This is a genomic window from Nocardia sp. NBC_00508 (genome assembly GCF_036346875.1).
Lineage (GTDB): Bacteria > Actinomycetota > Actinomycetes > Mycobacteriales > Mycobacteriaceae > Nocardia.
In genome coordinates this window covers 1,981,807-2,000,634 of sequence record NZ_CP107852.1, presented here as the reverse complement: position 1 = coordinate 2,000,634, position 18,828 = coordinate 1,981,807, and the positions used below count along the sequence as shown (strand labels likewise).

Genomic DNA, 18,828 nt, shown 5'->3' with positions numbered 1-18,828 from the left:
ACGAGCTGAGCTCACCCAGGGACGTTACCTCGGTGCCGATCAGCGCATCGAAGCGAGCCGGTTGTGTTCGTCCGATGCTCGCTCGTTTCGATGTTGTTGATGGTGGTCGTTGTGGTCAGCCCGGTCGGTGGTGAAGGTTGCGGCGTCGCTGAGTATTCGGCTGATCGTGGATCGGCTCTTGTTGAGGTGACGTGCGATTCGTGTCGGGTTCCAGCCGTCGCGGTGGTGGTGGACCAGTGCTTTGGTGACGAGGTCGGGATCGCGGCGGCGCGCCGGATCGCGTGCGCACAGACGCGTCGCGAGGTCGATGAAGTCGGAATGGCTCGGTGGTGAGGTGTGCGGTGGCGTGTGCACGCCAGTAGCGTCGACGGTCTCTGCGGGCGCAGTTGGTGTGGGCTCGGTGTCGGCCGTTGTGTCGGTGTGCGTCGGTTGGAGCGGGCGTGCGGTGACGTGGTGGGCACGCCCGGATGTGCTGTCGGGGTGTGCGGAATGGGCCAGCGCGAGGAGCGCGACGGTGGATTGGGCCATGGATCCTTCGATGATGAGCGGCCACACCCACGCCTCACCGGGTGGGACACCAGCGGTGATCGCCAAAGCCCGGAGGGCGGTGAAGGACAACCAGAACGCGCCGGTGGCGATAAGGACGGTCATCGCGGTCGCGGTCCATCGGGTGGCGCGGGTGGCGGTGTGCGCACGGGACAGCAGCGAGACCCCGTGCACGGCCGCCAACAGTGCCAGAGGCGGGATGATGGCGACCGCCGCGGCGACAACCGGGAGGGCGGTGTCGTGCAGCAGGGCTTGGGTGGCGTTGCCGGTGATGCTGACCGCGGCTGCGGCAGCCAGCACCGTCCAGAAGAACACGTGCGCATGCGATGTACGCACGGCGGGCGCAGCTGATCCGCCGCCGCGTCCGGTAGGGGATCCGGAAATACCCGGCGGAGGTCATCGATACCGGCCCGTCCTGTGCTGGGCGAACCGACAGCGCGCCCACCTCGAGATACGCCAGCGCCAAGCGCATACCTGGGCGCCAGTCCAGGGCGGCGAAGACGGTCTTGTCCAGGACTCGGCCCGCTTCCCCCACGGTGCACATCCCGTACACGATCTCACTGTCGGCGGCACGGACCACGCGGTTCGTGACCTGCGGTCCGTGAACAAGTTCCTGCAACGGCGACTGCGGCGGGATGACCGGCGCGATCATCGGCAATCACCCACCCCAGCAAACATTTCGGCGGGTGGGGCGCTAAGGAGATCCAGCAGATTTGCCGGGTATCGCCGCAGGTCAGAGCAAAAAATCACTGGTGTCCTCCGTGTGTTCGAGTGCACTCGCACACACGGCACGTGAAAACCACAGATCTGTTGGGAATCTGTGCGCGAGAGGGGACTTGAACCCCTACGTCCGTGGACACCAGAACCTAAATCTGGCGCGTCTGCCAATTTCGCCACTCGCGCTTGATGGTACGACCGTCCAAACTCTACCGGGCATTTCGACCATAGCGAAGCATTGGGTGGGCGTGGCGTACTCGTCAGTAACCTTACCTGGGATTATAACGATTTGGAAACTGGCAACATGAGGGGCGCTCATGTTTCGTACGGGTTAGTAGCCCCCAGACCTGCAGGTTCAAACATGAGGAGGGGTCATGTTTCTCACCATTCTGGTACGATCGTACGAAAATACTCCTAAGTAATGGGCGCGTCGGGGGACAAACGTGAGGATTTCCTCATGATTTTGTGCCATCCTCGCCGGTATCAGGCCGATCGCCCGCGATCACCCGCGTACCGGTAGGGACCGGCGTGTCGCCGAGGCATGTCGCATGGAGAAGGAAGTCGAAGCGTCTTGACGATCAACGAGAGCACCAAGACCGGGGCCGGACAGAGCGCGAAGGTGGTCGCGGCCGCCGGGAAGGCCGCGCCGGGCGGGGCGCGGTCGCCGCTGTTGGATCGTCTGCTCGGCGGCGTGCCGTACGCGCTCGCCTTCGGTGGACAGGGTGCCCAGTGGCTGAACGAGCTGGAGGAGATCGGGCGCGACAGCGCGCTGGAGCCGGAGCTGACCGCACTGGTCAACGAGGCGGCCGCGCTGCTGGAACCCGTTGCGGCGCAGTTGCTGGTGGTGCGGCCGGTCGGCTTCGACCCGATCGGCTGGATGCTGGAGAACGAGCTCGCCGACACCGAGGAGGGCGAGACCTCGGCGGCCCCGTCCGAGCAGGTGCTGCGTTCGGCCGCGGTGTCCATGCCGGGCGTGCTGTTGACCCAGGTGGCGGCCGTGCGGGCCCTGCGGCTGCAGGGGCTGGACGCGGCCGAGCAGGCACCGGCCGCGATCGTCGGGCACTCGCAGGGGTTGCTCGCGGCGGCCGCGGTCGATGCGGGCGGCACACGTGACGCGGAGCTGCTGGCGATCGCCCAGATGATCGGCGCCGCAGCGGGTTTGGTGGCGCGCAGGCGCGGGCTGATGCCGGTGGGCGATCGGTCGCCGATGGTCGCGGTCTCGAACGTCGACCCCGAGCGGCTGAGCGCCGTCGTGGCCCAGGTGTGCGAGGGAATTGATCCGGCCGCGGCCGTCGTGGTCTCGATCCGCAACGGACGTCGCCGCGCTGTGCTGTCGGGCCCGCCCGCGCAACTGGAGCGGGTGCGTCAGCGGTGCGCGCAGCTCCACGACGAGCAGGCGCGCGAGCGCGACGCCAAGGTGCGCGGTGGCTCGGTATTCGCTCCCGTCTTCGAGGACGTGGCCGTGGATGTGGCGTTCCATCACCCCGCGCTGGCCGACACGGTCGACCTGGTGAGCAGCTGGGCCACCCAGTGCGACCTGGACGCCGAGCTGGCCGGCGGGCTGGCACGGCAGATCCTCGTCGACCCGATCGACTGGGTGGACATCGTCGAGGGTGTTGTTTCGGCGGGCGCGCAATGGATCCTGGACCTGGGTCCGGGCGATCTGCTGTCCCGCATCACGGCGGGCACGCTGAAGGGCAGCGGCGTCGGCATGGTCGCGGCCGCCACCCGCGCCGGACAGCGCAGCCTGCTCACCCCGGGCGCGGCGCCGGAACCGGCGACACCGTGGTCGGCGTTCGCGCCGCGACCGGTGCGGCTGCCCAACGGGCGCATCGTCGTCGAGACCGCGTTCACCAAGCTGACCGGCCGCTCGCCGGTCCTGCTCGCGGGCATGACACCCACCACCGTCGACGCGAAGATCGTCGCCGCAGCGGCCAACGCCGGTCACTGGGCGGAGCTGGCCGGCGGCGGCCAGGTGACCGAGCAGATCTTCGCCGACCGGGTGGACGAGCTGAAGAAGCTGCTGCACCCGGGCCGCGCGGTGCAGTTCAACTCGCTGTTCCTCGACCCCTACCTGTGGAAGCTGCAGCTGGGCGGCAAGCGACTGGTACAGCGGGCCCGCGCGGCGGGCGCTCCGTTCGATGGCGTCATCGTGACCGCGGGGATTCCGGAGCTGGAGGAAGCCGTCGCGCTGATCCGAGAACTCACCGAGGTCGGCATCGCACACGTCGCGTTCAAACCGGGCACCGTCGCGCAGATTCGCGCGGTGCTGCGGATCGCCGACGAGGTGCCGGACTACCCGGTGATCATGCACATCGAGGGCGGCAAGGCCGGTGGCCATCACTCCTGGGAGGACTTGGACGACCTGCTGCTGGCCACCTATGCCGAGCTGCGCAACCGCGCGAACGTCGTGGTGTGCGTCGGTGGTGGCATCGGAACCCCCGAGCGCGCGACGGAATACCTCACCGGTGAGTGGGCGGTGCCGCACGGCTACCCCGTCATGCCGCTGGACGGCGTGCTGGTCGGCACCGCGGCCATGGCGACGCTGGAGGCCACCACCGCACCGGAAGTCAAGCAATTGCTGGTGGACACCCCCGGCACGCCGGATTGGGTCGGTGCGGGTACCGCGTCCGGCGGAATGGCCTCGGGCCGTAGTCAATTGGGCGCCGACATCCACGAGATCGACAACGCCGCCTCGCGCACCGGCCGCCTGCTCGACGAGGTCGCCGGTGACGCCGACGCCGTCGCCGCGCGCCGGGACGAGATCATCGCGGCGCTGAACGCGACCGCCAAACCGTACTTCGGCGACCTGACCACCATGACCTACCAGGAATGGCTGGAGCGCTACGTCGAACTCGCCGTCGGCCTGGACCACCGCAAGGACTTCGACTGCGGCACCGACCTCGGCGACGCCATCGCCGAGGCCACCCGCTCGGTCTGGCTCGACATCACCTGGCGCGACCGGTTCGCGGAGATGATGCGCCGCACCGAATCCCGGCTGCATCCGGCCGACCGCGGCGAGATCCCCACGCTGTTCGCGAGCGACGAGGACTTCGAGGACCCGCTCGCCGCCCTGTCCACGTTGAAGAACCAGTACTCTGCTTCGGCTCGGACTCTGCTGCACCCCGCCGACGTCCCGTTCTTCGTATCGCTGTGCAAGACCCCGGGTAAGCCGGTGAACTTCGTGCCGGTCGTCGACGCCGACGTGCGCCGCTGGTGGCGTTCGGATTCGCTGTGGCAGGCGCATGATCCGCGCTACTCGGCCGATCAGGTGTGCGTCATCCCGGGCACCGTCTCGGTCGCCGGCATCACCCGGGTCGATGAGCCGGTCGGCGAGCTGCTGGACCGCTTCGAGCAGGACACCGCGTACTCGCTGGTGCGCGCAGGCGTGGTGCCCGCCGCCGTGGACGCGCGCCGCACCGCTGGCGTCACCACCGGCCCGATCGACGCCGTGCTGGCCGCCCTCGACGTCCAGTGGGCCGGGCGCACCACCATCAGCCCGGTGCACCGGCTCGGCGATCTGGCGGAATGGATCGTCGACGGGAAGGGCGCGACGCATCCGCCCAGCGGTGCGACGCTGGCCGAGACCACAGGACCCGAGCCGGAGCACTCCTACCTCGAGCTGACCGTTCCGTTGCTGGCCGACAACGCGGTGCGCATCCGGATCACCGTCCCGGCCTCTGTATACAACGGTGGCGCCCCGGTCGTCACCGAGGCCGACGCGGACGAGGCCATGTCCGCGCTGCTGGCCGTCGCGGCCGGGCAGGCGCTGCCGGAGGTCAAGGGCAGGGTCGCGCACGTGAACCTGGCCTGGACGCCGGATCTGATCGCCGATCACGCCGGGGTGACCGGCTCCGGCCTGCCCGCAACCTTGAGCACGCTCGGCCGCACCGCGCCCGACGTGCTGGTCGGCGCCTGCTGGCCCGCCGTGTTCGCGGTGCTCGGCGCCGCGCGCACCGCGAACGGTGAGAGCGTCATCGAGGGCATGCTCGACCTGGTTCACCTCGACCACCAGATCCACATCTCCGGCGAGCTGCCCGCGGAGACCAGCGTGCTGGCGGTGCGCGCGGAGGCGGGGGAGACCCTCGACACCGACCTCGGTCGCGTCGTCGAGGTCAGCGTGCGGATCACCGCCATGCTGGACAAGCCCGAGACCGGAATGTCCATGCCGGTGCTGGCCACGCTCACCGAGCGATTCGCGATCCGCGGACGCAACGGTGCGGGCGAACTCACCGATCCGCCGCGCGCGGCGGGCACGCTGTCCGAGGCGGCCACCGACACTCCGCGTAGGCGTCGCCGCGACATCACCATCGTGGCGCCTCGCACCATGCACGCTTTCGCCGCCGTTTCCGGTGACCACAACCCGATCCACACCAGCGATTCCGCCGCGAAGCTGGCCGGGCTCGGCAGCCCGATCGTGCACGGCATGTGGCTGTCGGCCGCCGCGCAGCACGCCGTGTCGGCGGTCGATCCGGCCAGCTCGATTCCCGCGCGGACGCTGACCGCGTGGACCACCCGTTTCCTCGGCATGGTCCGTCCCGGCGCGGAGATCGACGTGCGCGTTGAGCGCGTCGCGGTCGACGCGGGCAGCGAGATCGTCGAGGTCTCCTGCCGGACCGGCGGCGACCTGGTGATGACCGCGACCGGTCGCACCGCGGCGCCGAAGACCGTCTACGCCTTCCCCGGCCAGGGCATCCAGCGCAAGGGGATGGGGCTGGATGCCCGCGCCCGGTCGAAGGCCGCCAAGGAGATCTGGGAGCGCGCCGACAAGCACAGCCGTGCGGCGCTCGGCTTCTCGATCCTCGCCGTGGTGCGGGACAACCCGACCTACCTGAAGGCGCGCGGCGTCGAGCACCGGCACCCGGACGGCGTGCTGCACCTGACCCAGTTCACCCAGGTCGCGATGGCGACCCTCGGTGTCGCCCAGGTGGCGGAGCTGCGGGAGGCCGGCGCGTTCGTCGAGGGCGCGATCTTCGCGGGCCACTCGGTCGGCGAGTACAACGCGCTCGCGGCCGTCGCGGGTGTGCTTCCGCTGGAGGCGCTGCTGGAGGTCGTGTTCCAGCGTGGTTCGGCGATGCACGAGCTGGTGCCGCGGGATGCGCAGGGCCGCAGCGACTATCGGATGGCGGCGATCCGGCCCTCGCAGATCGGGCTGGCCGACCAGGACGTGGTCGAGTTCGTCACGGGCGTCGGCGAGCGGGTCGGCGAGTTCCTCGAGGTGGTCAACCTGAACCTGCGCGGCTCGCAGTACGCCATCGCGGGCACGGTGGCCGGGCTGGAGGCGCTGGAGCAGGAGATCGACCGGCGCCGTGCGGAATTCGGCGGCAAGCGGGCGTTCATCCTGGTACCCGGCATCGATGTGCCGTTCCACTCCACCGTGCTGCGCAAGGGCGTTCCGGAGTTCCGGCAGAAGCTCGAGCAGCTCCTGCCCGCGGACCTGCACCCCGAGATCCTGCTCGGCCGCTACATCCCGAACCTGGTGCCCAGGCCGTTCTCGCTGGAGCGCGCGTTCATCCAGGAGATCGCGGATCTGGTGCCGTCGGAGCCGCTGACCGCGCTGCTGGCCGACTTCGACAGCTGGGCGGCCCGCCCGGCCGACCTGTGCCGCGTCGTGCTGATCGAGCTGCTGGCCTGGCAGTTCGCCAGCCCGGTGCGCTGGATCGAGACCCAGGACCTGCTGTTCACCGATGCCGCGTACGGCGGCCTCGGCGTGGAGCGGTTCGTAGAGATCGGACTCGCCGCGACGCCGACGGTGGCCAACCTGGCCGGCCAGACGCTGAAGCTGCCCGCATTCGGCGGCGCGAAGGTCGAGGTGCTCAACATCGAGCGCGAAGCCGCGATCGTGTACGCGACCGACAACGACCCGGCGTCCATCGACGAGCCGATCGAGGAGCCGACGGCAGCAGCCCCGGCGCCCGCCGCCGCGGCCGCTCCGGTCGCCGCTCCCGCCCCGAGCTCGGCGGGTCCCCGTCCGGACGACATCGCCTTCACCGCCGCCGACGCCACCCGCGTGCTGATCGCGCTGTGGACGAAGTTGCGGCTGGACCAGATCGGTCCGGTGGACACCATCGAGGGCCTGTGCGACGGCGTGTCCTCCCGGCGTAACCAGCTGCTCGTCGACCTCGGCTCCGAGCTGTCGCTCGGCGCGATCGACGGCGCGGCCGACGCCGACATGGGCGCGCTCTCCGCGACCGTGGAGCGACTGGCCCGCACCTACCGTCCGTTCGGCACCGTCCTCGCCGATGCCATCGGTGACCATCTGCGCAAGGTGTTCGGCCCGTCCGGCAAGCGCCCGGCCGCCATCGCCGAGCGGGTGACGAAGGTCTGGGAACTCGGCGACGGGTGGGCCAGCCATGTGACCGCCGAAGTGTCGCTGGGCACCAGGGAAGGCACCAGCGTGCGCGGCGGCGACCTCGGCGGGCTGGTCTCCGGTTCGCTGAGTGACGCGGCCTCGGTCGACGGGGCCATCGACGCCGCCGTGCAGGCCGTCGCGGCCCGTCGCGGTGTCGCGGTGTCGCTGCCCTCCGCGGGCGGCGGTGGCGGCGCGACCGTCGACGCGGCCGCGCTCGGCGAGTTCACCGAGCAGATCACCGGCCGCGACGGCGTCCTGGCCACGGCCGCCCGCGTCGTGCTCGAGCAGCTCGGGCTTGCCGAGCGGATTTCTGCTCCGGATGCGAAGGACGACTCGCTGGTCGACCTGGTCGCGGCCGAATTGGGTTCGGATTGGCCGCGTTTGGTCGCGCCCGCGTTCGACGCGCGCAAGGCGGTGCTGCTGGACGACCGGTGGGCCACGGCGCGCGAGGATCTGGCCCGGCTCTGGCTCGCCGACGATGCCGGAAGCGCGAACGGTCCGGTCATCGGGTTCCTCGGTGCGGGCGAAGCCGTTGCCGCGCAGGCCGACTGGTGGCGGGAGCGCGCGATGCACGAGGCTCGTTCGGTGCTCGCGGGGCTGTACGAGCGGATCGCCGAAGCGGCGCGCAGCGCCGGTGAGCCCGGGCTCTGGTCCTCGGACGTCGCGGTGATCACCGGCGCGAGCAAGGGATCCATCGCCGCGGCGGTGACCGGCAAGCTGCTCAGCGGTGGCGCCACGGTGGTGGTCACCACGTCCACGCTGAACGACGAGCGTCTCGGCTTCTACCGCAAGCTGTACCGGGACAACGCCCGGCACGGCGCCGCCCTGTGGATCGTGCCCGCGAACATGGCCTCCTACCAGGACATCGACGCGCTGATCGACTGGGTCGGCACCGAGCAGGTCGACAACGCGGGCGGCGCGAAGATCAAGATCAAGGACGCGATGACGCCGACCCTGCTGCTGCCGTTCGCGGCGCCGCGGGTGGCCGGTGACCTCGCCGACGCGGGTGCACGCGCCGAACTGGAGATGCGGGTACTGCTCTGGTCGGTCGAACGGCTGATCGGTGGACTGTCCAAGCTGGGCGCCGACCACGACGTGGACGCGAAACTGCATGTGGTGCTGCCCGGTTCGCCCAACCGGGGCATGTTCGGCGGTGACGGCGCCTACGGCGAGTCGAAGGCCGCCCTGGATGCCGTGGTCGCCAAGTGGCGGGCCGAGAAGTCGTGGTCGGCCCGGGTCACCCTGGTGCACGCGCTGATCGGCTGGGTGCGCGGCACCGGCCTGATGGGCCACAACGACCCGATGGTCACCGCGGTCGAGAAGGCGGGCGTGCAGACCTGGTCCACCACCGAGATGGCGGACGAGCTGCTCAAATGGTGCACTTCGCGGGCCAGGCAGGTGACCGCGGCCGGTCCGCAGCAGATCGACCTGACCGGCGGATTGGCCAGGGCCAAGCTGGACCTGCCCGCGCTGGCCAAGCAGGCCGCCGAGCAGGCCGAGCCGGAGACCGCCGCCGATGCGGAGAAGACCATCGCCGCACTGCCCGCGCCGCCGACCATGTCCTCGGCGCTGCCGGTGCCCGAATGGGGCGAAGTGACCGCGGATCCGGCCGACATGGTGGTCATCGTCGGTGCGGGCGAGCTCGGCCCATACGGCTCGGCGCGCACCCGCTTCGAGATAGAGGTCTCCGACGCGCTCTCCGCGGCGGGCGTGCTGGAACTGGCCTGGACCACCGGCCTGGTCACCTGGGAGAACGACCCGAAGCCGGGGTGGTACGACACCGCCTCCGGCGACTACGTGCCGGAGCACGAGCTGGCCGAGCGCTACCACGACGCCGTGGTCGCCCGCTGTGGCGTGCGCCGCTACGAAGACGACGGCGCGATGACCGACAACTCGGCTCCGCTGATGACCTCGGTCTTCCTCGATCAGGACCTGTCGTTCACTGTGGGCGGCGAAGCCGAGGCCCGCGCCTTCCACGCCGCCGCCCCGGAGCACACGGTGATCACGCCGGTCCCCGATTCCGGCGACTGGACGGTGACGCGCAAGGCCGGTACCGAGATCCGCGTGCCACGCCGGGCCAAGCTGTCGCGCACCGTCGGCGGCCAGATCCCGACCGGCTGGGACCCGACCATCTGGGGCATCTCTGCCGATATGGCCGCCTCGGTGGACCGGGTGGCGCTGTGGAACGTCGTGTGCACGGTGGACGCGTTCATCAGCTCCGGATTCAGCCCCGCCGAGCTGATGAGCTGGGTGCACCCCTCGCTGGTGGCCAACACGCAGGGCACCGGCATGGGCGGCATGACCTCGATGCGCTCGCTCTACGTCGACAACCTGCTGGGTGAGCCGCGTCCGAACGACATACTGCAGGAGGCGCTGCCGAACGTCGCTCTGGCGCACGTGGTGCAGTCCTACGTCGGAAGCTACGGCGCGATGGTGCATCCGGTGGCGGCCTGCGCCACCGCGGCGGTGTCGGTCGAGGAGGGCGTGGACAAGATCCGGCTCGGCAAGGCGGAGCTGGTGGTCGCGGGCGGCTACGACGACCTCGGCATCGAGGGCATCGTCGGCTTCGGTGACATGTCGGCCACCGCGGACTCGGCGGCCATGAGCGCCAAGGGCATCAGCGACCGGTATTTCTCCCGCGCCAACGACCGCCGCCGCGGCGGGTTCGTGGAATCGCAGGGTGGCGGCACCGTGCTGCTGGCCCGTGGGGATATCGCCCTGGAGCTCGGCTTGCCGGTGCTCGGAGTGGTGGCGTACGCCCAGTCGTTCGCCGACGGCGTGCACACCTCGATCCCGGCGCCCGGACTCGGCGCCCTCGGCGCGGGCCGAGGGGGTCGCGAGTCGCGGTTCGTCGCGGAGCTGCGCAAGCTCGGCGTGCGACCCGACGACATCGCGGTGATCTCCAAGCACGACACCTCGACCGCGGCCAACGACCCGAACGAGTCCGAGCTGCACGAACGCCTGGCCGCCGCGATCGGGCGGACGGACGGCGCCCCGCTGTTCGTCGTCTCGCAGAAGAGCCTGACCGGCCACGCCAAGGGTGGTGCGGCCGCGTTCCAGCTGATCGGCCTGTGCCAAGTGCTGGAAAGCGGTGCGATACCGCCGAATCGGAGCCTGGACTGCGTCGACGACAAGATGCGGGAGTACCCCCACCTGGTGTGGGTGCGCGAGCCGCTGCACTTCGGCGACCGGTTGCCGCTCAAGGCGGGCCTGGTGACCTCGCTCGGCTTCGGGCACGTGTCCGGGCTGCTCGCGGTGGTGCACCCGCAGGCGTTCATCCAGGCCATCGAGCCGGGCAAGCGCGAGGAGTACCGGCGCAAGGCGCAGGAGCGGCAGCTGTCCGGTCGGCAGCGGTTCGTCGAGGCGATGTGTGGCGGCGCGCCGCTGTACGAGCGTCCCGCGGATCGCCGCCTCGGCGGGGAGGGCACGCCCACCAAGCGGATCCGGCAGCTCGAGGCGGACGTGCTGCTCTCGCCGGACGCGCGTTTGGCCGAGGACGGGGCGTACCGGGCGAACGGGCTCGGATGCGCGTAGCCGGAAGCGCGGCGGGGCAACCCGCCGCGCAGGGTTCCCGCACGGCGTCGTCGACCACGTCGTAGGCTGCGCGCTTATGACGATCCTCGGTATCGGCTTGGACTTGGTGACCATCTCCGAGTTCGCCGAACAGCTCGAACGCGCCGGAACCACCATGCTCCGGGAGAGTTTCACCGCGGGCGAGCGACGCTACTGCCAGAGCAAAGGGACCGACCCGGCGCGTAGTTACGCGGCGCGGTGGGCGGCGAAGGAGGCGGTGCTCAAAGCTTGGGCGTCGTCGCGGTTCGCCCGCCGCCCACAGATCGGGGACAACCCGTATCCGCTGATCGAGGTGGTCAACGACGCCTGGGGCAGACCGAGCATCAAACTGCACGGCCTCGCCGCCGAATTCCTGCCCCGGGTAAGGGTTCACCTGTCGTTGACCCACGACGGCGACACCGCGGCCGCGATGGTCGTGCTCGAAGACCCGGGTGAGCTGGCCGATCTCATCGAAGGCCGCGACAACGTCGGCTGAGTCGTGCGGTGGTCCCGGTTCGTGCCGGGACCACCCTTACCTCTCGCTGCCGGTACGCGATTCCTTCTCCGCGACGAGCAGGTAGGCGACCATCAGCCGCTTGAGTTCGGCGACCGCCTCCGCGCTGCTCTGTTCATCCTGGACCGAGAAGTTCAGCATCGAATAGACCACGTGCACCAGCACTTCGGCCATCATGGTGCGCCGTGCCCGCGGAGTGCGCGGGGTGAGTGGACGCAGCATCTGCGACACGACCTCGGCGAACTGCTTCTCGTGAATCGCGCCGGTGGCCCGGGTGGACGGCGTGGATTGCATGGCAAGCCAAACTTCTCGCCGAGACGGGTCGGTCATCCACAGGTTGGCCAGGTGGTCGACGAACTGGTTCATGTGCCGCAGCCAGTCCAGTGACGGGATCTCGCCGTGGAAGTCGGCCAGCTCCTGGGAAACGGCCACCAGGTCTTGACGATTCAGCTCGCAGACGATGACGTACTTGTTGGCGAAGAACTGATACAGCGTGCCGATCGGCACCTCGGCCCTGGCCGCCACCTCTTCACAGGTGAACGACTCGAACCCGACCTCGACGAGCAGTTCTCTGGACGCCTGGAGTAAGGCGTCGAACTTGCGTTTGCTGCGTTCCTGCGTCGGCCGGCGTCGCGGCATGAGCTCCTGTGGGTCGTCCTGCAGCTCCAACGCAGGGTCCAGACGGTGCTTCGACCTGGCCTCCGCGCGTAGTTCCACGCATCCAGGCTAACGGTATGGGCACGTCGGCGACACGTGCGTCGGCTGTTCGAGTTCAGCCCGTTTGATTTCCCCCACCCATCCGGCGCAGATGTGGCGTCGAACACACACCGAGCGCGCGTGTCTCGCGACGTGTGCTCCGAGCAGGGGAATCCATGCGGCTCATGGCTTTCGGCAAGCTCGTGAGCTCGGTCAATGCCCAGAGGGAGGCGTGATCAGTGGTGGCTGAATCTGTGGTGACTCTCGGCGTATCCACCGAACGAGGCGCGGTGCACGCGGTAGCGCTCGCCGACGGCAAGAAGCTCGCGGAACGCGTGCTGTTGCGTCGGGTGGGGCGCACCGATGGCGACAGCAGGGCGGAAGTGGCGGCGGCGGTCGAGGCCGTGCTGAACGCCCTGGCCGCCGGGCTCGACTCGGACCAGGAGGTCGGCGGCGTGGCAGTCGCCTACCGGGACGCCGCGGAGCGGCGTGCCATCGTGACCCGCTTGGCGACCGGTCCCTGGCACAGCGCTTCGATGGTCTCGGCGAAGTCGGCGCATCTGAGCGTGGCGGGCATGATGACCTGGCTGGATACCTTCGACAATCTGCTGGTCTGCGAGGTCGTCCCCGGATACCAGGCGTTCACCCTGGTCGATCGCGGGCGCCGCCGGGTGCTGGCCGCGGTGGGGCGGGCGGGCCGGACGACCACGCAATCGCTCGGCGGGGCCGTGACGGCGGCCTGGGAGCAGTTGGAGGCGGCAGCGACCCGGCCCGACGCGGTGGCGTTGATCGGCTCGGCAGCCGCCGAACCGGCGGTGTCGGCCGCTGTCGAGGACTTCGGGGCACCGGTGATCCCGTGCACGATGGCCGCTTTCGCGTGCGCGGCGGGTGCCGCGTTGAGCGCGCGTATGGAAACCGACAGCTATGTCGAGCCGGCGGGCGAGCCGCATCGGGCGCGCGGCGGGGTGGCGTTGTTCGCGGCGGCCGGTGTGCTGGCGAGCGGGATGGTTGTCGGCGGCGGTTACGTGCTGAACGGGTTCGCGCGCTCGATGCCGACTGTGGTCGTAGCGGACGCTCAGCGGGATGGAGCCGGTGCGGATGGCGCCTCCGGAGGGCTGGACCGGACGCTGGATACCGAGGCGGACGGACGTTCCGCCGGGCCGCTCGGCTCGACCACCGATGCCGCGACCGGATCGCAGTTCTCGGATCAGCGCTGGGGCGCTCTTCCAGGGGACAGTCCGGTGCCGCTGTCGATCGGCGAACCCGGGGGTGCGGAGGAGACGGATACCGCGGAGCCGGTGGTGCCCGGCACCGGGCTCCCGTCCCACCGCAAGGTGGAGGCGCCCAATAGTGCGCTGCTCTTTCCCGGCGAGTCCCCACCGCCAGCCGCCTTCACCCCAGAAGCGGCGGCCTGGTGGGACGAGCACCTCCGATTGATGGCGCAATGGGCCGCTCAACAGGTGATGCCCGCCTGAGCTCTGTTTGTTTGGCAGCGCCTGCGGCGCTGCGTGTTCGCGGCTGTGCTTGTTCGGCCGCGACTCCGTCGCGGCGTGTTCGCGGCCCCCTTGTGGCTCGCGTCCGAGCGACCGCCGCTGGCGACGTCGTCGCGGACGCGTCGGCCGCTCGGACGCGAGCCGGGCCGCGAACGGGGAATGCTCGGTCTCGCTTCGCTCGAAATCGGGGGTTGTGCCGATGTGGCTGTATAGGTGAGCAATCGCGGCACTTGGTGTTCGCCGTGCATTGATGCTTCGGGCTGTGTCGGTCTGACTGGTGCTCGTAGTACCCGCCTCGATGGGCCGGAGGGAGGCGGAACTCGTCGCAGCCCGGCGCCCTTGCGGCGCCGGGCTTTTCGCTGCGTATATCGCTACACCGACAGGTCGCGGCGCAGCTTGGCGACGTGGCCGGTGGCGCGGACGTTGTACTGCGCCACGGCGATCTTGCCCTGCTCGTCGACCAGGAAGGTGGAGCGGATGACGCCGACGACCGTCTTGCCGTACATGGTCTTCTCGCCGTACGCGCCCCACGCGGTGAGCACGGCGCGATCGGGGTCCGACAGCAGCGGGAAGCTCAGCCCTTCGGCGTCGCGGAACTTGGTCAGCTTGGCCGGTTTGTCCGGCGAGATGCCCACGACGTCGATGCCCGCGCCGTTCAGATCGGTCAGGTTGTCGCGGAAATCGCAGGCTTGCTTGGTGCAGCCCGGCGTGCTCGCGGCGGGGTAGAAGTACACGATCACCTTGCGGCCCCGGTAGTCGGCGAGCGAGACGTCTTTGCCGTCGGCGTCGGGCAGCGTGAAGTCGGGGGCGGGGTCGCCGGGGGAGAGTCGTTGGTTGGTGGTCACCTCCAGCACGGTAACCGAACGCTCGGACAGGACATCCTCGCGCGGCCCGATCGCGCGGTGTGGGGGCGGATAGACTCGTCGGCGTGCCCTGGGCGCTCGGCGAACGGACGAGCATGCGGCGTCGTTCGGGCCCCGGGCGCGGCAATCGACAACAGGAGGGTGGAACGTGGCAAGGGATACCGAGCGGATCGAGCGGGATATCGAGGCCGCCCGCACTCGGCTGGCGAGCACGCTCGACGAACTCGCGGTGCGCGCGGATCCGCATCGGATCGCGGACGACACCAAACAGATCGTGGTCGCGAAGCTGAACCAGCCGAAGGTGAAGTACAGCCTGATCGGCGCTGCCGCCCTGTTCGTCGGGCTGGTGCTGGTGAAGATCTTCCGCTGAGCTGGGAAAACGACGACACCCGGTGTGGCGATGCCCACCGGGTGTCGTCGTTGTGGCGGTCGGTTCAGACCGTCGGGCAGGCGAAACCGTCGCCGTCGGGATCCAGGTGCGGGCCGAAACCCGGTTCCCCGCGGACCAGCGGGGCCCGTCCGGCGGCGCGGGCGTCATCGCAGTTGGCGAAGGCGCCACCAGCCGAACCGGTTTGGGACAGATTGGCCGAGCCGGTGGCACCGGAGCCGGTGTCGACGGCCGAGGAGCCCGTACCGGCGGAACCGGACGGAGGGGCGGCTAGGGCGGCGGGTGCCGCGAGAAGCGTCAGTCCCGCGACGGCCGCGCTGACGGTGAGCCGACGAACGTTCATGTATTCCTCTGTGTGTCTGCTGCGGTGGATGGGGCGCCCGACCGGACGCCGCATCCACTGTTGTGACGGCTCGCTCTCTTGTCAACCGTAGGGGGACGGAACTAGGGCATTAGGGGACGGGTGTTCATCACGAACGGCCCGTACTGCACCACCGGTTCCTGGATCGGCCGCCCGCCGAGCAGCAGAACCTCGAGCGCGCCGGTCCGATTGCCTTGGTGCGCATCGGCTGTCACGGTGATCGCGTCTCCGCGACCGAAGACTGCCAGCTGGTGTCCATGTCAACCAACCGGGATTACACTTCACGTCCATGGTCCGGTGGCTGAGCGACGACGAGCAGGAGACCTGGCAGGCCTATGTGCGGCTGCGCCAGCGTTTGGACGCGGCGATTTCGGCCGGGCTGGCCGAGGACGGCCTGTCCCTGGCGGACTACGAATTGATGGTGGCGCTGTCCGCGGCGCCGGGCGGCTGTCTGCGCGCCAAAGAGCTGGCCACCGGGGTGTGCTGGGAGAAGAGCCGGTTGTCCAAGCATCTGGCCAGGATGGACGCCCGCGGACTGGTCGAGCGCCGGCCCGCCGAGGAGGATGCCCGCGGCATCATCGTGCAGCTGACTCCGGAAGGTCGCACCGCGCTGGAGCGGGCCGCGCCGAACCATGTGGAACTGGTCCGCCGCGTGTTCATCGAGCCGATGACGGCGGCGGAGGCGCGAGCGCTGCGGGCACTCGCGGACAAAGTGGTCGCCGAGGTGGAGCAAGCGACCGAACTAGACACCTGACCGGCGGCGATTCCCGCGGCCGAGCCATCGCCGCCACCAGCGGCGTCGGGGCGGATGTGCGGTGACCTCATCGGCACGCCCTTGTGATGCCTCCGTCGACGACGGTGCGCGGCGTGCCCGCATCGCATCGCGCTCGGTCCGCCATTGCGCGACCACCTCATCCGCATTCACGGGCGCGATCGGCACGAACGGCCCCTCCGGCAGGCGCAGCCATTCCACGATGCGCTTGTTCAGTTCGCTCACCGCCGCCCGCACGTGTCGCTCGGCGGTGAGTTCCCGGACGGTCTCGGGCAGCCGCTCGATATCGCGTCGCAACAGCAGCGAGGGCGGCAGCAGGGCGTCGCCACCGACTCCCTGGCGACGGAGATACCCGCGCAACCACCAATCCTGGTCGTGGGCGGCACCCGCGCCGGGGATCGGCTTGCCGGTGCCGGGCAGATTGTCGAATTCGCCGCGCGCGGTCGCCTCGTGGATCTGCTTTTCGATCCACGACTCGAAGGTCAGCTTCGACGGCTTGCGCTCGGTCATTGCGACGGCGACCTCGGCTGGTGCATGACGCCAGTCTACGCAATCCTGTAGTAGACGCGGAAAATATTGTGCGGGAAGGGTTTTCGGAGAGGATCAGGGCCACGGCCGGATCGGCGGCTTGACCCAGAGCAGCTTCTCGTCGGCGTGCTCGCGCCGTGCCGCGGGATGCTCCGGATGCCGGGCGGCCCAGGTGTCCTTCTCGTCCAGCAGTGTCGCGACCGTCACCCAGGTCTCGTCGGTGCTGGGCGGATTGGTCTCTGCGGCCCTGGCCAGTTTGCGTCGCACGGGTCCGGACATCGCGAGCACCTCGGCTCCGGTGATGCCGCGCTGCCAGAGGTAGCCCGCCAGCCGTCGCGCTTTCTCGGCGCGGCTCTTGGCCGCCGCCTCGCTGTGTGCGTAGTCGGTCATGGCGTGTCCATGGGTCGGAGGTGCATCGACCCTAGCCGACCGAGAGGACCCGCCGGAACGCGCCGCAGCCTCCCCATCGTCGGATGGGGAGGCTGCGTGGCGGTGCTGGAGGCTCAGTACGCGCTGTTGACGTTGTCCATCGAGCCGTAGCGGTGCGCCGCGTAGTTGCAGGCGGCGACGATGTTGGCGACCGGATCCCAGATGTCCCAGGAGGTGCCTTCGACGTGGTAGGAGCGGAAGGTCGGATCGATCACCTGCAGCAGACCCTTGGACGGGATGCCGGCGGCGGCGTTGGAGTCCCACAGGTTGATGGCCTGCGGGTTACCGGACGACTCGCGCAGGATGTTGCGGTGGATGCCGTCGTAGCTGCCCGGGATGTTGTTCGCCCGCATGATGTCGAGGGCGTTGCGGATCCAGCCGTCCAGATTGTTCGGATAGACCGGTGGGGCCGGGGCGGGCATCGGCGCCGGGGCCGGCTCGGCGGCGGGCGCGGGAGCAGGCATGGGCGCGGGGATGGCCTCCGCGACCGGTGCGGCGGCGGGAGCCGGGGCGGTGGCGGGAGCCGGGGCGGCGGGCGCGGGTGCGGCCACGGGTGCGGCGGCAGGCTGCTGCTCGGACACCATGGCGATGCGAGACGGGACGCTGTTGTCGGCCACGGATGCCGCGGAGGAGGCTGCCACGGCCACGACACCCGCGGCGGCGACGGCGACGGTGATGGTTTCGCGAAGGGAGGGACGGCGAAGGGCGGAAAGGCGTCTGTCAGGCATTGCGAATCGGTTCCTTGTTCGGGGACTTTCTCGATCCGGCCGCGTTCGGGCAGCACGGATCCTGCGGCGGACGCTCGTGGACGTTCGCCGAAACGGCCATCTGCTGTTGTTTGGTTTGGTTGTGGGGGAACGTGTCCCCGGAACGCGGCGCACTTCGTGCGTGCGGCGCCGGTTCGCCCTCGGTGGGGCCTGGAGCGCGGTGTCGCGCGGGACTCCGCATCTCGCGATGCGAAGCGACGGGCGGAAGAATGGGATCGCGGGTCCGTTGCCGGATTTCGCTCCGCCGATCGCGTGGCTGACAGTTGCCGTCCGTGCGATCGTTACCGAATCGGTGTCTAAATCTCCTCGGCTGACCAAACTCCAGGTCGCTTTGTGACCTGATTGCAGAATGGTCACGCTTGGTTAACGTACGGTGAACGAGCAGTGAATGAACGGGGCTGCTGATCTTGGAAGGCCCACCGCGAGGTTGCCGAATCGTTATCCGAGCTGGGGCTTTGCCGATAAACCTGATGTGTGCTACGTCACAGATTTTTTTGGCTTGCGGACTGGATTTCAGCGGGCTCGCGGAGGTAGTGCTGTCCGAATTGAGACCCCTGGTGCTTCTGGGAAGATCCGCAGGTCACGCGAAGGTCACGGAAATCGTGGACCTGCCGGAGAAGAAAGAACGTGCCCTTGCCGTCTGGTAACTGGCAAGGGCACGTTGCGTCTGTGTTGTGCGCCATCAGGGACTCGAACCCCGAACCCGCTGATTAAGAGTCAGCTGCTCTGCCAATTGAGCTAATGGCGCGCGCATCCGTGTTCCGATGCGGGACAAACCTTAACAGGCCGGGGTGGCAGAAGTGAAATCGTGTCCTGACCGGCGCCGATGCGGCGGCTTGCCGCGCCGGTA

At 69.5% G+C, this 18,828-nt stretch carries 12 protein-coding genes, 2 tRNA genes and 1 pseudogene; 5 read left to right on the top strand and 10 right to left on the bottom strand.

Annotated elements, in window-relative coordinates:
* Window positions 1-39 precede the first annotated feature (39 nt).
* On the bottom strand, window positions 40-882 hold the full coding sequence (locus tag OHA40_RS08985; RefSeq protein ID WP_330232600.1) for a DUF2637 domain-containing protein: 843 nt from the start codon (window positions 880-882) through the stop codon (window positions 40-42).
* 485 nt (window positions 883-1,367) lie between these two features.
* Window positions 1,368-1,449: transfer RNA gene (locus OHA40_RS08980), tRNA-Leu, on the bottom strand.
* Between the two features lie 385 nt (window positions 1,450-1,834).
* On the opposite strand from OHA40_RS08980, the gene OHA40_RS08975 reads away from it, so the two are divergent.
* Together OHA40_RS08975 and acpS are read left to right on the top strand one after the other, a co-directional pair.
* Window positions 1,835-11,149: a fatty acid synthase subunit beta domain-containing protein gene (locus OHA40_RS08975; RefSeq protein ID WP_330232599.1), complete on the top strand. Its 9,315-nt coding sequence runs from the start codon at window positions 1,835-1,837 to the stop codon at window positions 11,147-11,149.
* 76 nt (window positions 11,150-11,225) lie between these two features.
* Window positions 11,226-11,663, top strand: coding sequence for a holo-ACP synthase AcpS (gene acpS / locus OHA40_RS08970; RefSeq protein WP_330232598.1), 438 nt, complete (start codon window positions 11,226-11,228; stop codon window positions 11,661-11,663).
* Window positions 11,664-11,699: 36 nt separating this feature from the next.
* On the opposite strand, the gene OHA40_RS08965 is transcribed toward acpS, so the two are convergent.
* Window positions 11,700-12,320 carry a TetR/AcrR family transcriptional regulator gene (locus OHA40_RS08965; protein WP_223522150.1) on the bottom strand — a complete coding sequence of 207 codons (621 nt, stop codon included), beginning with the start codon at window positions 12,318-12,320 and terminating at the stop codon, window positions 11,700-11,702.
* 299 nt (window positions 12,321-12,619) lie between these two features.
* Here OHA40_RS08965 and OHA40_RS08960 point away from each other — a divergent pair, with 299 nt between their 5' ends.
* Window positions 12,620-13,852: a hypothetical protein gene (locus OHA40_RS08960; protein WP_330232597.1), complete on the top strand. Its 1,233-nt coding sequence runs from the start codon at window positions 12,620-12,622 to the stop codon at window positions 13,850-13,852.
* Between the two features lie 389 nt (window positions 13,853-14,241).
* On the opposite strand, the gene bcp is transcribed toward OHA40_RS08960, so the two are convergent.
* Window positions 14,242-14,715 (bottom strand): thioredoxin-dependent thiol peroxidase, encoded by a 474-nt coding sequence (gene bcp / locus OHA40_RS08955; protein WP_330232596.1) that lies wholly within the window; start codon window positions 14,713-14,715, stop codon window positions 14,242-14,244.
* A 166-nt stretch (window positions 14,716-14,881) separates the two neighbouring features.
* On the opposite strand from bcp, the gene OHA40_RS08950 reads away from it, so the two are divergent.
* Window positions 14,882-15,103 (top strand): DUF3618 domain-containing protein, encoded by a 222-nt coding sequence (locus tag OHA40_RS08950; RefSeq protein WP_330232595.1) that lies wholly within the window; start codon window positions 14,882-14,884, stop codon window positions 15,101-15,103.
* Window positions 15,104-15,167: 64 nt separating this feature from the next.
* Here the strand turns inward: OHA40_RS08950 and OHA40_RS08945 are convergent, their stop codons facing one another.
* Together OHA40_RS08945 and OHA40_RS08940 are read right to left on the bottom strand one after the other, a co-directional pair.
* Window positions 15,168-15,464, bottom strand: coding sequence for an excalibur calcium-binding domain-containing protein (locus OHA40_RS08945; RefSeq protein WP_330232594.1), 297 nt, complete (start codon window positions 15,462-15,464; stop codon window positions 15,168-15,170).
* Between the two features lie 116 nt (window positions 15,465-15,580).
* A pseudogene (locus OHA40_RS08940) lies at window positions 15,581-15,733 on the bottom strand (pirin-like C-terminal cupin domain-containing protein); the annotation flags it as partial.
* Window positions 15,734-15,771: 38 nt separating this feature from the next.
* On the opposite strand from OHA40_RS08940, the gene OHA40_RS08935 reads away from it, so the two are divergent.
* Complete coding sequence (locus OHA40_RS08935; RefSeq protein ID WP_330232593.1) at window positions 15,772-16,236, top strand: MarR family winged helix-turn-helix transcriptional regulator; 465 nt, start codon at window positions 15,772-15,774, stop codon at window positions 16,234-16,236.
* On the opposite strand, the gene OHA40_RS08930 is transcribed toward OHA40_RS08935, so the two are convergent.
* The 4 genes from OHA40_RS08930 to OHA40_RS08915 form a co-directional block, all read right to left on the bottom strand.
* A complete protein-coding gene (locus OHA40_RS08930) occupies window positions 16,225-16,764 on the bottom strand; it encodes a J-domain-containing protein (RefSeq protein ID WP_330232592.1) in 540 nt (179 codons plus the stop codon). The genes OHA40_RS08935 and OHA40_RS08930 overlap by 12 nt on opposite strands.
* Before the next feature lie 93 nt (window positions 16,765-16,857).
* On the bottom strand, window positions 16,858-17,172 hold the full coding sequence (locus OHA40_RS08925; RefSeq protein ID WP_330232591.1) for a hypothetical protein: 315 nt from the start codon (window positions 17,170-17,172) through the stop codon (window positions 16,858-16,860).
* A 113-nt stretch (window positions 17,173-17,285) separates the two neighbouring features.
* Window positions 17,286-17,939 carry a transglycosylase SLT domain-containing protein gene (locus tag OHA40_RS08920; protein ID WP_330232590.1) on the bottom strand — a complete coding sequence of 218 codons (654 nt, stop codon included), beginning with the start codon at window positions 17,937-17,939 and terminating at the stop codon, window positions 17,286-17,288.
* Window positions 17,940-18,653: 714 nt separating this feature from the next.
* Window positions 18,654-18,726, bottom strand: a tRNA-Lys gene (locus OHA40_RS08915).
* Window positions 18,727-18,828 lie beyond the last annotated feature (102 nt).